The organism is Aliivibrio wodanis (assembly GCF_052920805.1).
Genome location: NZ_JBREXA010000001.1, coordinates 1,156,660 through 1,178,949 on the forward strand (window position 1 = coordinate 1,156,660; position 22,290 = coordinate 1,178,949).

General features: G+C 35.4%; 14 protein-coding genes and 1 pseudogene. 11 read left to right on the forward strand and 4 right to left on the reverse strand.

Going from position 1 to position 22,290, the window contains the following annotated elements; genetic code table 11:
- The first annotated feature begins 62 nt into the window (after nucleotides 1-62).
- From ACU5DF_RS05340 to ACU5DF_RS05360, 4 genes are all read left to right on the forward strand, one after another.
- Nucleotides 63-1,523 (forward strand): ATP-binding protein, encoded by a 1,461-nt coding sequence (locus tag ACU5DF_RS05340; protein ID WP_446712087.1) that lies wholly within the window; start codon nucleotides 63-65, stop codon nucleotides 1,521-1,523.
- Entirely contained in the window at nucleotides 1,520-2,173 is a 654-nt protein-coding gene (locus ACU5DF_RS05345; protein ID WP_045103378.1) for a response regulator transcription factor, read from the forward strand. The genes ACU5DF_RS05340 and ACU5DF_RS05345 overlap by 4 nt, the downstream gene beginning before the upstream one ends.
- Entirely contained in the window at nucleotides 2,166-2,984 is an 819-nt protein-coding gene (locus ACU5DF_RS05350) for a DUF2861 family protein (RefSeq protein WP_446712088.1), read from the forward strand. The genes ACU5DF_RS05345 and ACU5DF_RS05350 overlap by 8 nt, the downstream gene beginning before the upstream one ends.
- Nucleotides 2,985-3,089: 105 nt before the next feature.
- Nucleotides 3,090-5,390: a glycoside hydrolase gene (locus ACU5DF_RS05360; RefSeq protein WP_446712089.1), complete on the forward strand. Its 2,301-nt coding sequence runs from the start codon at nucleotides 3,090-3,092 to the stop codon at nucleotides 5,388-5,390.
- 83 nt (nucleotides 5,391-5,473) lie between these two features.
- On the opposite strand, the gene ACU5DF_RS05365 is transcribed toward ACU5DF_RS05360, so the two are convergent.
- From ACU5DF_RS05365 to ACU5DF_RS05375, 3 genes are all read right to left on the reverse strand, one after another.
- Nucleotides 5,474-6,799, reverse strand: a complete 1,326-nt coding sequence (locus tag ACU5DF_RS05365; protein WP_446712090.1) for an alpha/beta fold hydrolase — start codon at nucleotides 6,797-6,799, stop codon at nucleotides 5,474-5,476.
- 114 nt (nucleotides 6,800-6,913) lie between these two features.
- Entirely contained in the window at nucleotides 6,914-7,261 is a 348-nt protein-coding gene (locus ACU5DF_RS05370; protein ID WP_045103374.1) for a RidA family protein, read from the reverse strand.
- 354 nt (nucleotides 7,262-7,615) lie between these two features.
- On the reverse strand, nucleotides 7,616-9,601 hold the full coding sequence (locus ACU5DF_RS05375) for a replication initiator protein RctB domain-containing protein (protein ID WP_446712091.1): 1,986 nt from the start codon (nucleotides 9,599-9,601) through the stop codon (nucleotides 7,616-7,618).
- A gap of 1,081 nt (nucleotides 9,602-10,682) precedes the next feature.
- Between ACU5DF_RS05375 and ACU5DF_RS05380 the strand changes: the two genes are divergently transcribed.
- Entirely contained in the window at nucleotides 10,683-11,906 is a 1,224-nt protein-coding gene (locus tag ACU5DF_RS05380; protein WP_045104490.1) for a ParA family protein, read from the forward strand.
- Between the two features lie 3 nt (nucleotides 11,907-11,909).
- Nucleotides 11,910-12,885, forward strand: a pseudogene (locus ACU5DF_RS05385) (ParB/RepB/Spo0J family partition protein).
- A 126-nt stretch (nucleotides 12,886-13,011) separates the two neighbouring features.
- Here the strand turns inward: ACU5DF_RS05385 and ACU5DF_RS05390 are convergent.
- On the reverse strand, nucleotides 13,012-13,584 hold the full coding sequence (locus tag ACU5DF_RS05390) for a nucleoside triphosphate pyrophosphohydrolase family protein (RefSeq protein ID WP_045104488.1): 573 nt from the start codon (nucleotides 13,582-13,584) through the stop codon (nucleotides 13,012-13,014).
- 108 nt (nucleotides 13,585-13,692) lie between these two features.
- On the opposite strand from ACU5DF_RS05390, the gene ACU5DF_RS05395 reads away from it, so the two are divergent.
- The 5 genes from ACU5DF_RS05395 to ACU5DF_RS05415 all read left to right on the forward strand — a co-directional run bounded on the left by ACU5DF_RS05395 (nucleotide 13,693) and on the right by ACU5DF_RS05415 (nucleotide 22,239).
- Entirely contained in the window at nucleotides 13,693-15,849 is a 2,157-nt protein-coding gene (locus ACU5DF_RS05395; RefSeq protein WP_446712092.1) for a tRNA(Met) cytidine acetyltransferase TmcA domain-containing protein, read from the forward strand.
- Between the two features lie 253 nt (nucleotides 15,850-16,102).
- A complete protein-coding gene (locus tag ACU5DF_RS05400; RefSeq protein WP_446712093.1) occupies nucleotides 16,103-17,494 on the forward strand; it encodes an HlyD family type I secretion periplasmic adaptor subunit in 1,392 nt (463 codons plus the stop codon).
- Between the two features lie 29 nt (nucleotides 17,495-17,523).
- Nucleotides 17,524-18,189: a transglutaminase-like cysteine peptidase gene (locus tag ACU5DF_RS05405; protein ID WP_045104485.1), complete on the forward strand. Its 666-nt coding sequence runs from the start codon at nucleotides 17,524-17,526 to the stop codon at nucleotides 18,187-18,189.
- A gap of 10 nt (nucleotides 18,190-18,199) precedes the next feature.
- On the forward strand, nucleotides 18,200-20,125 hold the full coding sequence (locus ACU5DF_RS05410) for a bifunctional diguanylate cyclase/phosphodiesterase (protein ID WP_045104484.1): 1,926 nt from the start codon (nucleotides 18,200-18,202) through the stop codon (nucleotides 20,123-20,125).
- Complete coding sequence (locus tag ACU5DF_RS05415) at nucleotides 20,125-22,239, forward strand: type I secretion system permease/ATPase (protein WP_446712094.1); 2,115 nt, start codon at nucleotides 20,125-20,127, stop codon at nucleotides 22,237-22,239. The genes ACU5DF_RS05410 and ACU5DF_RS05415 overlap by 1 nt, the downstream gene beginning before the upstream one ends.
- Nucleotides 22,240-22,290 lie beyond the last annotated feature (51 nt).

Here is a 22,290-nt window from a genome sequence, read left to right on the forward strand (position 1 = left end):
AGAGGTGACAATAGTGATTAGGTTCGGTTTATAATCAACAGCAAAAAGCAGAGAGATAAACCGTGATAAAACAATTATATCAAAACATATTATTCATAATGTTAGGAGGAGGTTCTCTGCTTTCTTCATTGCCTCTGTATGCTGATGAATCACTTAATATCCCAACACAGTGGAAAATTTTTTTACAGCAAGCGACCTCTTTGCCTTATGAACAAAGAATCCCGCTAGAAGAACTAAACCAATATCCAACTTCTCTATTACTGAGTAAAAATCAATACCCTAATTTTGAACGTTACTCATGGGATGATTTATCGGCATTAAAAACCATACAGCAGCACTGCACTGTCCCTACTGCCTGGCAAATAAATACAGTGACCTTAGATTCGAACTTAGATAAAGCAAGTCAGTTTGAATTAGCCTTGTGTCGTCATGAACCTCTTTCTCATGCTTGGTTCTCTCATGGCAAACTATTTCACCCTGCCGGTGGCACTTATGCGGATCGCTATCTTAAAACCTTATCTACTAGTGAAAAAGCAACGTTTATCAAACAGTATGCAATGCAATTAACCCTAGCGACACCAGAGCACCCTCTGTTTGCTGCCTTTTCCTTAATTTCAACTCAAGGTAGAGATGCTCTTTTATCCCAATATAGGGCTTATTTAATGCCTAATGGAATACTTTGGTTAAATACTCAATTTGGTATTATTTCAATAACCCCTGAAACTTGGCGTTCATTACTGAAAGCGCTAAATATATCTATAGAACCAAAAATAAAAAATACGCAAAGCTGTTCTTTTGAATACAGTAATTTATGTATTCAACCGGCTAGTAATAGTAATCAATGGATTATAATGTCACTTGCCATTCTTTTTTTAGGCTCGGTTTTTATCGCCATTCGCCAACGCCGTATTGAGGCTCAAGAGAGAAAATTTATTTTACAATTTCTCACTCATGAATTAAGAACCCCCATTACTAGTCTAGGTTTAACGGTTGAGCAATTTCGTCAACAATTCGATTTTTTAAACGAGGATACGCAAGAATCATTTTGGCGATTACTCGCAGATCAGCAACGTTTGTCGCAACTAGCAGAAACCAGTAAAGGCTTTTTAAGCGTAGATCCAAACGCACAATTTCAACCTCAAACCGCTTATCTATCAGACTGGCTAGATCATTGTTTAGAAAAGCATCATCTGACTTATCAGTTAGATCATGATCAAGAACTAACTTTACCTTATTATTGGTTAGGGATTTGTTTAGATAACTTAATTAAAAATGCCCTACAACATGGTAAAGGAAACGCTCGCATTTCTGTTAGTGTAGCTTCACAACTTCGTATTGAAGTAAGAGATGAAGGAGAGTACCCAAACGTATTTCAGCGTTTTTTTAAAAGCAATGCCCAACCTAAAAGTCACCACAATATGGGTATAGGTTTAACTGTTGTTGCCCAGTTAATGAAAAAAATGGGAGGTAAATACTACTATTATCGCCACCCAACCCGTTGTATTTTGGAGCTACCTTTATGACTCGTGTATTACTTATTGAAGATGATTATTTATTAGGAGAAGGACTGAAAGATGTCTTATCAAAAGAAGGGATTGAATGCACTTGGCTTACCGATATACAACAAGTTCATACTCACTGGATACAATCTGATTTAGTTATTCTTGATAGACAACTTCCCGAAGGAGATAGCCTTATTTGGCTCCCCGAATGGTTAATGATAAAAGCGCTCCCTGTCATTATCCTCACTGCAAAGGTTGATGTTGAACAACGTATTGAAGGACTAATGTCTGGGGCTAAAGATTATATGATTAAGCCTTTTTCACATCAGGAGCTGATTGCGCGTATCCATGCACACCTACGCCCTTTAGGTCAAAGTACATTACATTATCACCATTTAGAGATCTGTCTTTCACAACGAACCGTTCGCAATAGTACTAATATTATAAATTTAAAACCTAAAGAATTTCAATTACTTCTATTATTGTTACAACATCAAGGACGTGTTTTTCATCGTGATGAGTTATTAAATCAAGTATGGGGATTTCAAGCATTCCCCTCAACCCGTACAGTAGATAATCATATTTTACATTTAAGACAAAAATTGCCTGAGTTAAATATTGAAACACTGAGAGGAGTAGGTTATCGCTTACTTAAGGCTCACCATGAATAAAATAATCTTAAGCTGTTTGATTGCTCTTAATACCCAGCAAGCACTAGCAGATAATTGGTTTCAAGATACACCGTTACAAGCTACTTATTCAGCCTTAATGGCTAAGAATACGCCCTTAGCTTGGCAAGAACTGCAATTAGCGCTAAATCAAAACAACCTTGATGAGCGCTATTGGTCGCAAATAAAAAAGCAAATACTTCTTCAGTCACATTGCGGTAAAACACTATCTGAAACACCAAGCACGGCTGCACAATCTCATATACGTTTAACAATACAAAAAAAGAGCAATTTATTGCAGCAAGGCTACCAATTCAAAATATCATTAGATGATACTCAAGAAAAAGTCTTTATTTCATTCTCTGATAATCAAGGGACAGTACTATTTTCAGGTTACTCTTCTTCTCTTGATAATAGCTACAGTGAATTAGAAGGTGGAGATATGATCTCAGCCCCTACGCCTGGTTTATATCAATTAAGAATTAATAAAAAAAACTATCCCGTAATTCTTTCTTCACATAGATCAGTAAATTGGATTAATTTAGAAAACACACATTCACTTCATCAAATACAAATATCACCACCACAGCAACAACAAGATTGCCCATTAACCTCACCGCAATGGCAATGGTTTGATAAAAATTACACTCTGCTAGGAAGCATTGAACCCATGTCGTATATTGAACCCTATATCATCTCACTCTACTCAACAAAGCACTGCCGTTGTAGATCTTCCTTATGCACCTTCAATCGGTGCAAAATGGATAAGCGCTGTAATCTCACGATCAGAATACCAAGGACAAGTTCGAGTTAACTATTCTCAACGATTAACCCTACCAACAGTAATGAAGACAAATAGGTGACAAAAGAAAATATCAATTAAGGCTTAATAACTCTCTTTGTTACGAGAGATATTCTTATGCCACCATTATTATTTGCCTTTTGTTTATTTTTGTTTTCAACCAATTCAAGTCAGGCTGAAAACCTGACTAATATCCAACCAAACTCCACGATTAAACTAACTAACAAAACAGCATCAATACTCATTAATCCAGCGTCACTAAAAACCGATTGGCTATTAGCATCACACTCAATCCCAGTGATTGACTCAGGGCTACGAGTAGAAAAAAAAACACAACTTGCGACAGATATAACACAGCTTTCACCTTCATCAGCCTCTTGGGTATTGAGCCCTAGTGGGATCAAAATCAATGCGATATTTAATGACGTATTAACACTCTCTTTTTCTACGACAGCTAACTTAAAAATAGATCGCAATAATCCAATCGCTTTAACCTGGTTTTCTCTTCCTGCTAAGGCGGTAAATACTTTATTACTGCCATTTAATGAGGGAATGCGTATTCCGATAAATCACCCAACCCTTATAAATTATATTGCAAAGACCTATTCAGGTTCGAATACCACTCAAGACTTAAAAATGCCATTTTGGAGCGCAAAAATATCAAATAATAAAGAACTGAAATCAGCTGATGTAGTTAGTTACCAAATGATTACAGCAACCAATAACCGCTTACTATTTTCCGTGGTGGATAAGCGCCTACACATGCAAGCATCGCATGAATTCACACCATTAAATCGTAATGAGCATTTTTCAGTACAGATCAGTCTTGGAGACTCAGAGCTCTCAGGCGCTAAACAATACCGTCAATGGCGTCAACATCAGAAACTTGCAGTACCACTTAGTGAAAAACGCCAACAGCAACCTGAATTAGAGCGATTAATTGGTGCAAGTCATGTTTATTTATTTGGGCAAGATTTACTAGCAGTCGAAGACGTTAGTGATTGGTGGGGACTTAAGAATTGGTACTTTACCCAAGATGATCTACTACCTTCAAAAGAAGCGATAAAACAACTAGCTTTATTGAAACAAGGAAAAAACTGGTTTTCTGCTTATGAAAAACGTTTTTTAATTGAAAATATCAACTCCTCTCTAAATCAATACTTCCCTGTTAAACAGAATAATATTAAGAATCAATTTGATGTGGCCCAACAACGAAAAGCCTGGTTACAAACTCAAGCAGGAGCTTATCTAATCAATCCAAAACGATGGGGACAAGGCTTATCTGAAGATATGATAGATACGTTAATTGAAGCAAAATTAACTAAACTATGGCTTGGTCTAGACAACTGGATGCCCGCATTTTATCAACCTAATATCGTCGACAAAGCCAAAGCAGCAGGATATTTAATAGGAACTTACGATTCATACAATACCGCAATAAAAAAAGGTATTAATGATAATTGGTTAACCGCTCAACTCCCTGATGATATGCGAAAGAATTGTGCGATTGAGAATGCCAATGGAAAACAACAAAAAGGGTTTAGAGGTAATGGATTTTATCTACACCCATCATGTCAATTAGAGTACGTAGAACAGCGTATTAACGATATTATTTTATATGGACGTTTTAACAGCCTGTTTTTAGACGTTGATGCAACAGCAATGGCACGAGAAGATTATTCAGCACAAAGGCAATCTAACGAAACTGAAATGCTCGAAGCATTCAATCATCGAATGTCTTCTATTACCAAAAAACATAACATTATACTTGGTTCAGAAGATGGCAACGGATTGACCACTCAAGGAATTGCCTTTGCCCATGGAATGGAAACCGTGGGTTTCGGTTGGACAGATAAAGAAATGAAAACAGATCGTACCTCACCCTATTTTTTAGGTGCGTGGTACCCAGACAACAAACCTGATTTCTTTTTTAAATCGAGTGAAGTAAAAGAACCTTACAAAACGGTTTATTTTTCCCCGCAATATTCCATACCTTTATATCAAACGGTATTTCACGATGAGCTAATTAATAGTCATCATTGGCATACTGACAGCGTTAAATTTAGTAACGTACAAGTAGAACGTGATCTCACGATGATGCTTTACAATACTCCCGCGATGATTCACTTAAACCGCGAGGAATCAAATAATACGAGCAAACAAAGGATCAAAACATTACAACATTACCAAACAGGATTTCTACCGATTCATTCAGTATTATGGAACACCTCGTTAATCGATTTTTCTTGGTTAGATAGTAGCGGAAAGGTACAACAAACCACTTATAGCGACGGTAGTATTATCATTGCTAATTTTAGTAACGAGGATCACTCCTTATCAGCAGGAATGATGATCCCCTCTCAATCAATTCTTGCGATACTAAGTAATAACACGAAGATTAAGTGGGCACCTCAATAACTTAAGATGAAAAAATAAAATATAGTAAGCATGATCAAGGGATCGAATTCTACTTGATCATGCTTCTGGATCAATAAAAACGCTTATTGAATAGCTTTAATATCTTCAGCCATAGATATTAGAGTAGATAAGATCTTCTCCCCATCGACTCGCAAGCCATTGTGCTCATATTCACTCGTCATCCATGCTTTTGAATTAGGGATTGCTCTCAATGTTTCACGAGAGAAATCAAACTCAACAAACATATCATTGACATACGTTGCCGCAGCTATGGGAACCGTATTCTTTGTTAATTGCTCAGCATTGTATAAATTTGGCCAATCAGACTTTGCAGCCAAAAGCTCTGCAGCTTCTTTTAAGGGCTTTAAGGTTTCAAGCTGGTCAAAGAACCATGGGTAGACCATTTCACCGGTAAAATGCAGTGGAGCGCCTTTCTGATGGTTAAATTGAGGATAACTCTCTCTAATACGATGTGCTGACCAATTTGAGGCACTGTGCTGACAATAAATTGATTCATGTAATATGGCATACAATGGATTGGTTAAATGTGCTTGTTGCCCTAACACGTAGTTCAAGAAGCCATAACTCAATTCTGGTTGGCCATTTACTTCAACAAAAGCGGTTTCTAGTTGGAAATATAACTCTTCTTGTCCACCAGCTATGCCAAAACAGATCCCCATTTGTTGGAACTGCTCAACCGTAAAAATCTGACCATTAGGTAATACTGTTTTATTATCAAGCAGCGCGTCTGCAATACGATCACACAAATCTTGTGCTCGTGGGAATCGAGAAAAGAATTCACTATTTTTATCTAGCGTACGTTGATAAGTCGCATGGTACACATCATCAATATGACGAGTTATCGATGGGATCCCACCAGTAATATAAGAAGCAAGTAGGCTATCAGGAAACATAGATAAATATGTTAGAGAGCAGAAACCACCAAAACTTTGACCAATAATCGCCCATTTATCAATATTTAAGTGCTTTCTGATCTCTTCAGCATCACGAACAATGTTATCAGCTCGGAAGTGACTTAAATATTCAGCCTGTTGTTCAGGATCTAAATGTTGGATCGTTTGAGTGGTGATCGGCGAACTCAAGCCAGTCCCTCGTTGATCCAATAAGATCACTCGATACTGATCCAACGCACACTTCAACCAACCTGTATTGCTTGATGGACGCATCGCTGGAAACCCAGGGCCGCCTTGAAAATACACTAGGTAAGGTAGATCACGATCTTTATTTTCATCTTTTACTAATTCTCTAACATAGACGGAAACATGATCAAGTAGATGCTTGTGATCATCGCAATTAATATGATCATTATAATTAAGAGGCAGTGAAAAATGATGTGACTGATATTTTATCCCATCAAGGTAAAAATTAGCTTCAGAATGCGTGAGCATGACATATCCTTATATCGTATAAGTAACCGGCCTTTAATTAGAAGGTCAAGTTACTTACTTTAATTAAGCCCGTTTCATTAATTTGTTGATTTTCTTATTGAAACTGGCGGTTTACTACTTTTCAGCAGCAATCACTGAAATCTCAACCAATAAGGCTTCGCGCGCCATACTTGCTTCTACACAGGCACGAGCTGGTGCATAGCCTTCAGGAACCCAGCTATCCCACACATCATTCATTTCTGAAAAATCTTTCATATCTTTAATATAGATCGTTGCTGAAAGTATATGTTTACGAGAACTACCCGCTTGATCTAGCAATAAATCGACTTTATCTAGCATCGTTTGTGTTTGTTCTTTAATACCTTGAGTTGCATCTGCACATACTTGGCCACATAAATAGACGGTTCCATTATGCTTTACAATACGGCTCATACGTTGCTTTGTTTCTTGACGTTCAATCATGCTCTACTCTATTTCAAAATAGTAAGGGGAATTTTGCAGCCTAGAGTAATAAAAAATGAAGCTAAATACGAGAGTTCTTCTCGATAAAGCCTTATTTCATAATGGAAGAATGATCATGGTCTCATAAGATACGGGAAGTGCAGAAAGGATTATTGATAGACAAAAAAACGGCGAGCACTAAGCTCGCCAATACAATTACTGAAAACAATAAAAGTTAAGATATGTAACAATATGAGCCAATTTCTCAATTGGTAAAGGACAAAGGTTGTCTATTCGTTTGTAATAATAGCGTCCTTAGATTGTATTTTGTCATCGTCTTGTCAGAATAAGGCTATAATGATGTCAACTGACTAGTTATCCAGCCATCTCATCCAAAGCACGTAAAACATCTTGATCATAGTTCTGAGAAAATACTAATTTACAGATCTTTCTTCGAACAGCTAATCCTGCGATCAAGTTCTCTATTGATAAATGCTTACCATTATCTTGGCTATTATAAAACTCGATCGTTTTACTTAAAGTTTCATAAGGAAGAGTTTCACCTGCAACTTTTAAATAATCAAGTTTGTCTAATAACTCCTTACACTCATCTGATATTGAAGAAGAGCTGTGCCCAGTCATTGCTGATAAAGCCGTGATACTTCTCTCTAGTGCCTGCTCAGAGGTATATTTTGTTAATGTTATCGTTAATTCATCCGCATTAATTTCAGCAGAGTGTTTACGAAGTTTTACTCTACGACCTAATCGGCCTGATTTATTTGGGCTATTACGCTTGATTGGTTCAAATTCGCCATCAATGATCGTGGAAAGCTGATCAAGCTCTTGCTTAGGCATGATCTCATTACGTAATGGATTTGGCATTGTTGGGGCCATATTACGTTTTCCTGCGTTTGTGGTTCTTGCCCGTGAATATCGGATTACTTCTTCAGGATCACAGCGAATATCAACTTGATAATCTGGTAACTTTTCATTGCTATCAAGCATTGAGATCGTCAGATGATAACCCCAAAGATTCACAATAAATAATTCATCAGTCACTTTATCTTTAGCTAACTTTTTTAATTCTCGGATAAGATCTAAAGAAAAACGTCTCCAATCGACATTACGAGCGAGTTTTTGATTAATCTCGCTTAGGAGTAGGTTATCAGTCATTCGACGTGCTAAGCGGCTTCTGAAGAAGCTATAGAGCTGAAATACCAACGTGTGTTGCTTTAAAATCTCAGGTGGAAAGAGAAAGAAGTAATCTTTGGTTAACAATTCATCATAAAATGAAGGTTCCCAAACCAATATATACAAGTTTGGTTTAATTTTGATCTCACCATCTTTGCCTTCTTTTGGAGCCTCATCAGAAGCGGTAATCGTCCTAGCTAAAAAACGGAAACGATCACTCTTGAAGCCTTTAGGCATATTCTCACTTAACCAACGACCTGTTAACTCATGCAGCTGAAAATCTGTAAATTCAATACGATCAATGCTTTCACGAATTGAATCTCGCGCTGGGCCTGAATCCTTCTTACCCCGTAATGTAAGAATGTCAGTGATATAAATTGGGGTTTTATTGCCCATGATCTTTGTTTGAATATGATAATCATCTTGATGATGATCGTGATATTGAACTGTTAAGGTGAATAGGGCAAATAATGTCATTAGATCATCAACGGTCATAATGTTTTTTGATGATCTTGTTTCAATGATCGCTTTAGTTCCTGAAATGGCAACCATTGCTTTTTGATAGTTCTTACGAGTCCGTGGTGGCGCTAAAGCTTGATCTATGATCCCTGCCCAATTGGTTGGAGATACGACAAATTGATCAGCTTCATCTCTCATACTTGGTGGGATGCCTAAGCCATGTTCAGTAAGAAATTGTCGATTTACTTGAGTTTGAGCAAGTGCTTTAGAGCGTTTTTGTTTTTCTTGTTCATGACTTTGCTCTGATTTTAAGCTCGTAATACCTAATGTTGAGATTAACAATGATGGATTAATAAACCTATGAAGCATTGTTTTTCCAGCTAATCCTTGCTCAAATCTCACAGGATATTGTTCAAATAATCCGATACTTACCGCAGTTCGTAATCGTTGTTGGATAGCTGCTCGTGTTAGATGTCCATCTGTTGTTGCGATAACTTCAGTTGTTGAAACTAAACCATCAGGTGAAGAGAATCCTTTTAATGAAATTAAATTCATTAATTCTAAAATACTTTTTGTAACACCTTTAAAATGTTGATATTGAGTGATCCAATCAACGAGATTTGTTGGTATTTCAAATAAATGACCTCCCTTGTGATCTCTTGGTAATGGGATATAGATCTTTTCGTTATCTGTGGTTTTTATATGATTCATTTTCAACTGACATTCATTGTATTTTAATCATTCTTTCGCATAGATTAAATGAATTGGATCTTTAAATAAAGAAAAAAATTATTATTCTTTTAAACTGATCTTTATGATTAATACTGATCTATATGATTATAATGATCTATGATCTGATTGATTTTTTGCTTGTAGGTTACTGATATATAAGCATTTAATTTATTGCGCAATGAAAGCATGATCAAGACTTTTTCAAAAGCATGATCATTATAGTTTCGGATCCATGATCAACATAGTTACAAAAGAATGATCATAATGAATTTGAATCGATGATCATGTAATCCATAGAAGAATGATCATGACATGAACACAGGTTATCCACAGGCAAGATTGTTTTTACTACTATTTTTGAGACAATGGGTTGTTTATGATCTATTTTTTTAACAGAACTCACTATGTTTTCTATTTATTAAGGTTTTACTCTAAATATGGTTAGAAAACGTGGTCAAACTTAGATCTTGATGTTGTTGTTTATAGTTCAGAAGAATGATCAAGTGGTTTAATTTACAGATCCATTGGTTACAATGTTTAAAGGATCATCTAGAAAGCCTTATGTAATATACATTCACTGTAATTTATCTTCCTTCTTTCATGCTTCCGAATACAACTTACTCTTGATCATGCTTCCTTTTATTTAAGATCAATTTACACTGTATATTCCTTTTATAGCTTGAAATACTACCCTTGATCATGCTTCATTTTCATGATTTTTCTAATATCTTACAACATCTCTGTTGTTCAATTATTTAAATATATTTTCTGTTTTTTAATTGAAAATACACAGGCCGTAAAATATAGGTTTTGTTTCACGCTTCCGTAAAAATTTACACTGTAAATCACCATCAGTGACAGTGTAACACTTTAATTTATGGCCACTTGACCTATATACTTACGTTTAATTTTTAGTGATATTTAACATAATTTACAGCTTTATGAGTATTTTTGTCTTTTTAATGAATATCACATTATTAAATTCTCGTTCACCAATTTGTTGAAATTGATATGATTTGCTGTACAATCTCATCCAATAGTTATATTACCGGCGAATATTATGAATAGAGAAAAAACCATTGCTAACCTGGCTGCATTGGCAGAACAGACTCAACAAGTACAGTCAGATCGTATTGAATTGGTTCTTGAAGAAAGAAATAACGAACACTTTCCTCCAATGTCTAAAGCAATGATGGAAACTCGTTCTGGTTTAACAAGAAGAAAATTGGATGAAGCAATTAGTCGTTTAGAGTCAGAAGGGCATCTATTTACAAAGAATAATGCCAACCATTATTCAATTTCATTAACTGAAGCCCATATGTTGATGGATGCTGCTGGTATGCCTGCTTTTCATGAACAGAAGAAAAGTGCGAATAATAAACCTTGGGTTGTAAATGTTCAAAACCAAAAAGGTGGAACAGGTAAATCAATGTCAGCGGTTCATTTAGCGGCTTGTTTAGCGTTAAATTTAGAAAAGCGTTATCGTATTTGTTTAATCGATTTAGATCCACAAGGGTCACTTCGTCTATTTTTAAACCCTCAAATTAGTGTATCAGAGCAAGATACTATTTATTCTGCCGTTGATATTATGCTGGATAATGTGCCTGAAGATGAGGTTATTGATGGTCAATTTATGGCTAAGAATGTCTTATTAAATACGCAGTATCCAAATTTGAAGACAATTTCTGCCTTTCCTGAAGATGCGATGTTTAATGCTGAGGCATGGCAAGATCTTTCTACTAATGGCTCTTTAGATATAGTTAAGTTACTGAAAGAAAAAGTTATCGATCCTATTGCTGACCAATTTGATGTAATCATGATAGATACCGGCCCACACGTTGATCCATTAGTATGGAATGCGATGTATGCGTCTAATTCATTATTGATTCCATGTGCAGCTAAACGCTTGGATTGGGCATCAACTGTAAATTTCTTCCAACATTTACCAACAGTATATGAAATGTTTCCTGAAGATTGGCATGGATTGGAGTTTGTCCGTTTAATGCCGACAATGTTTGAAGATGATAATAAAAAGCAAGTATCAGTATTAACTGAAATGAATTATTTATTGGCAGATCAAGTTATGATGGCAACGATACCGCGAAGTCGTGCATTTGAGATTTGTGCTGATACTTATAGTACTGTTTTTGATTTAACTGCTGCTGATTTTGAAGGTGGTAAAAAGACATTAGCAGTAGCGCAAGACGCTGTTAAGAAAAGTGCATTAGAATTTGAGCGTGTACTTCATAGTCATTGGAATTCGTTAAATAAAGGGGAGTACTAATCCATGGCAATTAAAACTTCTGATTTAAATGCAAAGTTATTTGGTAAAACAAATAAGCGTAGAGCTACTACACCTGTTGAAGCGCAGAAAGCTGCAAAATCTCAAGCTCAAGTTATTGAATTAGCAGTTGCAGGGGAGGACATGGTTACGTTTGAATTACGTAAAATCCCTGCAAATGAAATAAAGAATTCTACGGTTGTTTTTGCTGAAAATGCTCGTGAACAGTCTTTTTTAACTGAACATGCTCTATCTGATATTTTAACTACTCTACGTGATCGTGGTCAGCAATATCCTGCTGTTGGTCGTATTGTTGATGGCGGAAAAATTGAAGTATTAGACGGTAGTCGTCGTCGTATGTCATGTATATTGGCAGAACAAGACTTTTTAATTTATGTTGCTGAAGGCATAAATACTACACATGCCAAATTTCTTTCAGATGTTGCCAATGCGTCATAAACCATTATCGTTGTATGAACGTGGTAAAGAAATGCATGCTATGCTTGCTCGTGGTGATGTAGCAGATCAAAAAGAATTAGCAAAAGTATGTCAGTGTAGTGAAGCATTGGTTAGCGGGGCATTAAAAGCTGCCACATTGCCTTTAGAGTTATTACAAGCATATCCAAGTGTAAGTGAAATTGGTCGTCCTACTGTTGTTAAGCTTCATAAGCTCTATAACACGCTTTCAGGAGGAGAACAGAAAATCTTACTTGGGCAATGTGCTGGTGAACAAGGTGCCGTTTGGACGCGTTCTACAGCTCTTGGTGTAAGCCGAATGACTAAAGAAGTAACAGAACTTATTGAGGTTTGGGTTGAAGACTTGTTACCAAAAAAAGAAGTATCTAAACCTCTAAGTACTGAACTGGTAAAAGGTCGAGCTTCATATAAACGTAAAGGTTCGGCTTTGACGTTAAATTTGAAGAAAGTAGATGATGCATTAATGGAAGATATTCTTGCGTACATTAGTGAGAAAGTGTCTTAACTTAGTTTTATCTTAATATATTAAATAAAAAGAGCCAGATTTAGTTAACTAAGTCTGGCTCTTTTTTTTACTGATATACAATATAAATAAGTATTCAATTATTTATATTGACTCAAAAATTTAATACTAAACTAATGGTGCAAGATCAGCAGGACGGTAGTTTACTGATTTCAATACTTTACCTTGTTTGATCACTTTGTTCTCTAATTCAACATTTTTAGCGCATTTTGCAATAATGAATCCGCCTTTTTCTGTCGACATCAGCTCGATACCTTGCTCTGAATAGAATGCCTTTGTTGCTTGGTATTCTTCTTCTGTTTTGCATACTTTACTCATGTTGCTTGAATGAACTTCATTCCAACAAGGTAAAAATTCAATATCTAAGTTTTTGGCAACGTTTAATAGAAGGTCAATTAAGTATGAGATACTTAAATTATCTTCTAAATTCTTAGTGCCTAAATGTACCGCACGTCCCATTAAAACGTAAACAGTATCTATAATTGCATCTGCTTGTTCAATTTTACTGTCTGCTTCTGCTAACTCAGTTAGTTCTTCAATTGCTAATGAGGTGTGTAGTAAGTCATTCTTTTCATCTAATGATTCTGGAGCTTCTACTGCTAAGTCAAAAGTACTTCTGAATTGCTCGATATCTTGATATAACTTTTGGTAAATAGGCTGAGTAAGTTGACTTAAATACATGGTGCTTCCTAAATAAATAATGAGGTCTTGAATGTAGCGTTCATTATACTTCTCTCTATTTATTCCGTCATATTTTCTTTGCTTAGATTGAAAGAAAATATTCATCTCATGCTACACTTTATCCTTAATTTACTCCTTTTCTTAATGGACTTTTCTTCAATGCATTCTGTGCTGTCGTTTTTAAATACTCTTTCTTCTTACGCTGCTAGTGGTTACATTCGTTATCCAATACTACTTGAAGGCTCTAAATCTTGGTGTGAGTCGTTGATCGAAGCATTTTTAGTTAAGCAATCTTCTCGTTTTATTCATATTGAGCTTTATGGTGATTTAACTATCCCTGGTTTTTCGACTTTTCCGATGAAGTCTGCATTAAAAAAACTAGGCCAAGAAACGGATTGTTTAGTTATCGATATATCTCATGAGTTTAATGCAAACGCGATTAATGCGGTTTGTGGAACAGTTGTTGGCGGTGGGTTAGTTTTCTTTATTCAATCGAGTGATTCTGCTTTACCTTTATTTGTTAGGCAATGGTTATCTCTATTTACTCAACAGATGGTTCATTTAGTCGAATCTGACAGTAACTTATTATTACCTTCAAAGCCGATTTTAAATACGAATGATTTTTCTGAACTTAAATCTGGTTATCGATCTTTAGATCAGGAACAAGCTGTAGCAGCAATAAAGAAAACAGTAACAGGGCATTCAAAAAGGCCATTAGTGATGACAGCTGATCGAGGAAGAGGTAAATCTTCTGCTATTGGTATATCTATTGCTGAGTTAGCTATGACACGAAATATTACAATAGGGATAACAGCACCACTACGCGTTAGTGTTGATGAAATATTTGCTCATGCAGAGCGTGTGGCTTTAATTAATGGAGCTGAGGTTAGTAGCAGTAAACATCAATTAACGATTAATAAAGCTCATATTATTTATATTTCACCAGATGAATTACTTAGAAATCCTCAAAACTTGGATTTACTATGTGTCGATGAAGCTGCTGCAATTCCTGCTCCAATGCTACTTTCTTTAGCTAAGCAATATTCACGAATGATTTTCTCTACCACGATTAATGGCTATGAAGGAACTGGGCGTGGATTTGAAATTAAATTTAAACAGCAGCTTTTACAAATCAGACCAAACTATCGTTCAATAGAAATGAAGCAACCAATTAGGTGGAACATAAATGATCCGTTAGAAAGCTGGTTATCATCTGTATTTTTGTTAGAGCACAAATCGAAATCAGCACTTATTCCTACTAATAAGTCATTATCTCCTCTTACGTTTCAATGCTTATCAACGATTGAGTTAATCAATAATGTAACCTTAGCTCAGTCTGTATTCTCATTATTAGTATCTGCTCACTATCAGACATCACCGAATGATTGGTTATCGTTACTTACAGATCCTTCGCTTTGTTGCTGGGTTGGAATAGATATAGAGACTGAGGAGCTTGTAAGTTGTGCGTTATTATCAAAAGAAGGAGAGCTTGATATTGAGCTTATTAATGATGTTCAATATGGCAAACGTCGTCCAAAAGGTCATTTAGCTGCAGTATCTTTGTCTCAAACATTATGTATTGATGAACCTGGCACACAATCAACAATGCGTATAATGAGGGTAGCTGTTGAACCTAGTTACCAACAGTGCAGTATAGGATCTCAATTTATTAAAGCTATTGAGCAATATTATGAAAAAAATAATGTTGACTATCTGAGTACTAGCTTTGGTTCAACGGCTGAACTTAACTATTTTTGGAATAGTTTAGACTTTCAATTTGTACGGTTAGGGATAAGCAAAGATAAATCTAGTGGTACGCACTCATTGCTAGCAATAAAGCCACTTAGTAAAAAATCAACGGTTTGGTTATCTATTGCTGAATCGTATTTTAATACCGAATTTCCTGAGCAATTATTATCTACATTTTCTGAACTTGCGTATAGAGATGTAATTAGTTTAGTTCATGGTATTTCTAAGACAGAAGTCATCACACCGTTAATGGAAAAGCGATTGCTTATTTTTATATCTGGTGGTTTAGGTTTCGAGTTAATTCAATATGAACTTCGTTGGTTTATCTTATCCAACATAAGAAAACTTTCTATTTTATCTGAACTTCAACAGCAGATGGTGATATCTAAAATCATTCAAGCAAAAGAGTGGAAGGAGGTTATTCAAGAGTGTAACTTGATAGGGAGAAAGAATGCAGAAGCTAGTGTTCGAGAATCAATTCAATTTATGCTCAAGAATTTACAGTGTAAATCATAAATATGCCTCTACCCTAACATTGTAATTTACAGTGTAAATCGAACAGTTTCATTTCTCTATATTTTAATTTACAGTGTAAATCGTTATCCAACGCGGATTTTCAATTTACACTGTAAATCCTATCTGATATCAATACTTCCTATATAGTGGTACGTCTCAAATTATAACTAATTAATCTAGTGAGAATTACTGAAGTACGGTACTCTTAATGTAATGAAAATGTTATTCATTCACTGCAGTTAGGGATATTGAAATGAATAAAAAAGGACTTAGTAAACTAAGTAAAGATGAACTTGAATTTGTTGATGATAATACAGCAGCGTTACTATTAAATACGCCAACTAATGCCAAAATTTTATTATGGATAATATTGGTTTTTATTGGTATTGCGATTGCGTGGGCTTCATGGGCTGAAATTGATAAGGTTACTGTCGGCCAAGGTAAGGTTATTCCATCGTCACAGTTACAAGTTGTACAAAACTTGGAGGGAGGCTTAGTAAAAAAGGTTCTAGTGAAAGAAGGGGAACAAGTAAAACAAAATCAACAATTACTTTTAATTGATGACACTCGTTTTCGTTCTGATTTTAGAGAGCGAAAAAAACAGCTTATCAATTTAACCGCAAGTGCGACACAATTGTCAGCATCAATTGATAGCATCCTCATTCAAGATATTAATAGCAGAAAACGTTGGAAAGATTCGGTAATTATATCTAATGATAAATTAGTATTTGATGCTGAGTTCATAGAAGAGAATCCAATTGTTATTCAACGTCAACTTGCAGAATATGAAGCTGATATGAATAATTTAAAAAATCGTATTTATGTTTTTGATCAGCAAGTCAGCCAAAAGCAACAAGACCTCATTGAAATTAAATCCCGAATTAAGAATTTAAGAGCAAGCTATGGTTTAGCTAGAAAAGAGTTAGATATAACTAAGCCACTTGCTGATGAAGGTGTTGTACCGCGAATTGAATTATTAAAACTTCAACGGCAAGTTAATGATACAAAGCGTGAATTAACGTCGACAGAATTAAAAATTCCAATTTTAACGTCTACAATTCAAGAGGCGGTATTAAATCGAATTGATGCAGCCCTTAAATTTCGTTCTGAACAGCAAGAGAAATTAAACAATGTTCAAGATAAGTTATCAGCTCTTACGGAATCTCAAGTAGGTTTAAGAGATAAAGTAAATCGAACGGTTGTTGTCTCTCCTGTCACAGGAACGATTCAAAAAATTTATATAAATACAGTTGGTGGTGTAATTCAACCTGGAATGGATCTTATTGAAATTGTTCCAACGGAAGATACATTACTTATTGAAGCAAAAATAGCACCTCAAGATATTGCTTTTCTTAAACCTGGGTTACCTGCAATCGTTAAATTTAGCGCGTATGACTTTACTCGTTATGGTGGTTTGAAAGGAACTCTAGAACATATAAGTGCCGATACAATTCAAGATGAAGAAGGAAACAGTTTTTATTTGGTTCGAGTGCGTACATCACAAGAAGATCTTGCTGACAAAACTCAGTTCCATATTATTTCAGGTATGACAACTTCTGTAGATATTATTACTGGTAAACGAACAGTTTTAGATTATCTAATTAGGCCGATCATGAATACAAAGAACTCAGCACTACGAGAGTAATTTAAATCAAATTGGGAGCGTAAGATAAAATGAGAGTGAAATGGTTAGCCATTCCAGTAATCATATTTTCATTAGCTTCTATTGCTTTAACAAAACAAGAGAATGTTTGGATAAAAGCAGTACAAGATGAGTATGGAGAAAGAGCAGGGAAAAGGGTAATAACGTGGCGTAAATTGATTTCTGAATTGGATTCTAAAAAAGAGAAAGAGCAGCTAGAAAGAGTTAATCAATTTTTTAATCAACTTTATTTTGTTGATGATATTAGGCTGTGGGGCAAGAAAGATTATTGGGCTACACCACTAGAATTCCTTGGAAGTAACGCAGGTGATTGTGAAGACTTTACTATAGCTAAGTACTTCTCTTTGTTAGAGCTTGGTGTTTCGGATAAAAAGTTACGATTAATTTACCTTAAAGCGTTAGAGCTAAATCAATTTCATATGGTGTTAGCTTATTATCCAACCCCTGGTTCAGTTCCCTTAATTTTGGATAATATTGATAAAGAAATTAAACCAGCAACAAGACGTAAAGATTTATTACCTATCTACAGCTTCAATGGTAAACACTTATGGTTAATGAAGGGTAAAGGTAACGGGAAACAAGCAGGTAAATCTTCACGGCTTAGCTTGTGGAATGATTTACGAGCAAGGAATAAAGACCTGCGATTAAAGCAACCAATTTTAAACTATGATCAATGAGTAATTAGAGATGACATTATATAAACAGTTAGTATCATGGATGACAGTCGTTTTTTTAATATTAATGATCTCTGTCTTCGCAATTGAATTTAAAAATACACAGATATTTTTAGAGAACCAACAACGGTCAGAAGTAAACAATACAATTAACACTGTGGGGTTAGCATTAGCTCCGTATTTAGAAAATGAAGATAAAGTTGCTGCTGAATCTGTTATCAATGCATTATTTGATGGCAGTTACTATTCAGCAGTTAGATTGACATTATTTAATACTAACGATGAGATTGTACGTGTCTATCCTATAGTTATTGATACTGTCCCTAAGTGGTTTTCAGATCTACATCTATTTCGGACTATATCAGAAAGTCGTATCATCACTAGCGGGTGGTTACAATTAGCTGAAGTTGAGATTGTTACGCACCCAGGCTATGCATATCAGCAGTTATGGGGCGCTCTAACGCAGCTAGCAACGACTTTCTTTATTGTGATAGGTTTAGGTATAATTACTATCTCATTTGTTGTTAAACGAGCTCTATCACCGTTACAGCAAATGATTGTAAAAATGCAAGAAGTCGCTGATAACAATTTTGATAATGAATTACCAAAACCCAAAACGAAAGATCTTGAAGCGGTAATTTCAGGCATTAATTCTATGTCAGCACAAATTGCTAAGAGTTTTAAATCTCAAGCAAAAGAAGCTGAAAAATTAAGAGATAAAGTTTATCTTGATCCTGTTTCTGGGCTAGGAAATCGTTCATTTTTTCTTGGGCAGTTAACTACATGGTTATCTGATTCTGCTAAAGGTGGGATAGCCATATTTAAAATTAATTTTATAAATAAAGTATATGAACAAGAAGGTTATGAAGCTGGGGATCAGTTAGTTCGAGAATTAGCCGACCTATTAAAAGCAACATTACCAATGAATAATGTCATTCTAACTCGGATTAATTCATCAGAATTTGGATTTATCTTTCCAAATATAGAAGAAGAAGAATTAAAAACAACAGCTGAGAACATTGTTGCATATGCACAGGACATTAAAGGTGATCCAACAGCAACTGCCCCAATTGATGCCACATTGGGGGTAGTATTCAGTGAATCTAGAAAGACAACAACAGAAATATTATCATTAGCAGATAATGCGTTAACTCAAGCACTTTCAAATCCTGAATTGCACTTTGGTTTTATTGCTGATGAAAGTGCTCATGAGTTGATGGGTAAGCAACAATGGAAGCAATTTGTTGATGAAGCTATTAGTGATAATTTATTTACTTTTACCTTACAGTTAGCGACAACTCGTATAGGTACAGTTTTTCATCAAGAAGTTTTTTCTGCTATTGAAAAAAATAATGAACGTTACTCTGCGAACCAATATTTATTTGCACTAGAGCAGTTGAATGAAACGATGTTATTTGACCAATATGTTATCCGCACCATGATTGAACGCATCTGTTCAGATGAAATAACTCAACCAGTGGCAATTAACTTAGCTACTCGTAGTGTTGAAAATCCAAGCTTTGTTCGTTGGTTAACAAATACATTGAAAAAACATAGTTCGATAGCTTCATTACTTCATTTTGAGATCCAAGAATCAGCCTTTATTGAAAGTGAAGATCATACCGCTTTGTTGTGTAATGTGATCCGATCTTCCGGTGCTGAGTTCGGTGTTGATAATTTTGGTAGAAACTTTGAATCACTAGAATATATTAAAACGTTTAGACCTAAATATGTGAAATTAGATTATTTATTTACTCATCAGTTAAGTGATGAAAAACAACGTTATATTTTGGCTTCAATCTCTAGGACAGCACAAAATCTAGGTGTGACAACGATAGCGTCACGAGTAGAAAACCAAGAGCAATTAAAACTATTAGCAGAGCATAATGTTGATGTTTTCCAAGGTTTTTTTGTTAATGAAACAGTGAAGGGTGCATAATGAAAGATTCACTATTACACTCCCTTTGTTACGTCAGTCGTTATTATGGAAAAGTTAATTCACCAGAAGTCCTGATTAATGGCTTACCACTACAGGAAGGTAAATTAACACCTTTTTTATTCCCTAGAGCGGCAGAAAAAGCAGGTTTGATAGCAAAAGAGAATCAAGCTCAATTACTTACGATCCCGACGTTGATCTTACCTGTTGTGTTATTGCTTAATAATGGAGAATCTTGTGTTTTAACTGGATTTGATAATGAACAGAAAGAAGCTGAAATTATTACTCAAAGTTCAGGAACTCTCCCTATCTCAATTACAATTGAAGACTTAGACAGTCAATATATTGGGCGATATTTTTTACTTAAAAAACAGTTTAGATACGATGACCGCTCTCCAGAAATTCTTAAGAAAAGAGAAGGTCATTGGTTTTGGAGTACATTATTTGAATCAAAGCATATCTATCGTGATGTATTTATTGCATCGATATTAATTAATATGTTTGCAATTGCTACTCCTATGTTTACCCGTTTAGTATATGACAAAGTAGTACCGAATTTAGCATTTGAGTCATTATGGGTACTTTCATCAGGTATCTTTGTTATTTTTGTATTTGATTTTATTTTAAAATATTTACGAAGTTATTTTATTGATATAGCAGGAAAAAAATCAGATGTACTAATTTCCTCAAAGTTATTTCAGAAGGTATTAGGTATTAGGATGGAGGCTAGACCTCCTTCGGTAGGTGCTTTCGCACGACATTTGCAAGAGTTTGAATCAATAAGAGAGTTTTTTACATCAGCGACAATTGCTTCATTAATTGATCTCCCTTTTGCATTATTATTTTTGTTTATTATTTATTTGGTTGCCGGCCCTATTGTTTTAGTACCCATTGTGGGGATTGCATTGTTACTTATTCATGCCGCAATTATCCAAGCACCGCTTAAAAAAACCATTGAAGAAGGTTCGCGGTTATCATCTCAAAAATATGCAAATCTTATTGAAAGTTTGGTTGGTTTAGAGACATTAAAATTATTTAATGCTCAAAGCCAGTTTCAATATCGCTGGGAAGAAGCGGTTACGCATATATCAAATTGGAGTATTAAAAGCCGACGAATAACCGATTCTATTCAAAATATGGCAGGTTTTGTACAACAAGCGGTAAATATTGGGATGATTATTGTAGGTGTTTATTTGATCGCGAATGGAGATCTAACCATGGGAGGTCTTATTGCATCAACTATGCTTAGCGGGAAAGCAATAGGTCCTTTGGTACAAATTTCTTTGTTGTCTAGTCGATATAATCAAGCTAAGTCGTCGCTGACGATAATTGAACAGTTAATGGAAATGCCTGACGAGCAAGAAGAAGATAAGCGTTATATACACCGTCCAATCCTTCAAGGAAAAATCGAGTTTGAAAAGGTCTGCTTTAATTATCCAGAGTCGAAAATATCCGCAGTTCGTGATATTAGCTTTACCATTAATCCAGGAGAAAAAGTTGCTATTATAGGGCGCATAGGTTCGGGTAAAACGACCTTAGAAAGGCTTATTATGGGGTTATATCAACCGGTGCTTGGTTCTGTGCGCATTGATGATACTGATATATCTCAATTACATCATGTCGATGTGCGTCGTAATATAGGCTGCGTTCCACAAGATATTACGTTATTTTATGGTTCTATTCGTGAAAACATTACGTTAGGTCGAGACCTATCTGACGACTCTGAAGTCATGGATGCTGCTAATCGTGCTGGTGTTACGGCATTTACACAGCAAGATCCTGCTGGTTTAGAACGTCAAGTTGGTGAGGGAGGCTTACTACTTTCTGGAGGACAGCGTCAATCAGTGGCTATTGCTAGAGCATTAATCGGGCGTCCACCTGTCTTATTATTAGATGAGCCAACAAGTAGTATGGATAATCGTTCGGAGTTATTATTCAAAAATCAGTTATCTCAACTAAAGCCATCAGAAACACTCATTTTAATAACGCATAAAACATCAATGTTGGACGTAGTTGATCGAATTATCGTGATGGAGAAAGGTCATATTATTGCGGATGGTCCAAAACATCAGGTATTAAATGAATTGAAAACAGGGAAGGTAAGAGCAGCCAGTTAATTTGAAAGAAATTAAAAAATGGGCAGCGAATTAATCACTGCCCATTTTTAT

Bases quoted from the DNA above. Each gene is read 5' to 3' on its own strand.
- ACU5DF_RS05410 (WP_045104484.1), top strand. From the start codon at position 18,200: ATGACATTATATAAACAGTTAGTATCATGGATGACAGTCGTTTTTTTA.
- ACU5DF_RS05415 (WP_446712094.1), top strand. From the start codon at position 20,125: ATGAAAGATTCACTATTACACTCCCTTTGTTACGTCAGTCGTTATTAT.
- ACU5DF_RS05400 (WP_446712093.1), top strand. From the start codon at position 16,103: ATGAATAAAAAAGGACTTAGTAAACTAAGTAAAGATGAACTTGAATTT.
- ACU5DF_RS05395 (WP_446712092.1), top strand. From the start codon at position 13,693: ATGCTACACTTTATCCTTAATTTACTCCTTTTCTTAATGGACTTTTCT.
- ACU5DF_RS05365 (WP_446712090.1), bottom strand. From the start codon at position 6,799: ATGCTCACGCATTCTGAAGCTAATTTTTACCTTGATGGGATAAAATAT.
- ACU5DF_RS05370 (WP_045103374.1), bottom strand. From the start codon at position 7,261: ATGATTGAACGTCAAGAAACAAAGCAACGTATGAGCCGTATTGTAAAG.
- ACU5DF_RS05405 (WP_045104485.1), top strand. From the start codon at position 17,524: ATGAGAGTGAAATGGTTAGCCATTCCAGTAATCATATTTTCATTAGCT.
- ACU5DF_RS05380 (WP_045104490.1), top strand. From the start codon at position 10,683: ATGAATAGAGAAAAAACCATTGCTAACCTGGCTGCATTGGCAGAACAG.
- ACU5DF_RS05345 (WP_045103378.1), top strand. From the start codon at position 1,520: ATGACTCGTGTATTACTTATTGAAGATGATTATTTATTAGGAGAAGGA.
- ACU5DF_RS05360 (WP_446712089.1), top strand. From the start codon at position 3,090: ATGCCACCATTATTATTTGCCTTTTGTTTATTTTTGTTTTCAACCAAT.
- ACU5DF_RS05390 (WP_045104488.1), bottom strand. From the start codon at position 13,584: ATGTATTTAAGTCAACTTACTCAGCCTATTTACCAAAAGTTATATCAA.
- ACU5DF_RS05375 (WP_446712091.1), bottom strand. From the start codon at position 9,601: ATGAATCATATAAAAACCACAGATAACGAAAAGATCTATATCCCATTA.
- ACU5DF_RS05350 (WP_446712088.1), top strand. From the start codon at position 2,166: ATGAATAAAATAATCTTAAGCTGTTTGATTGCTCTTAATACCCAGCAA.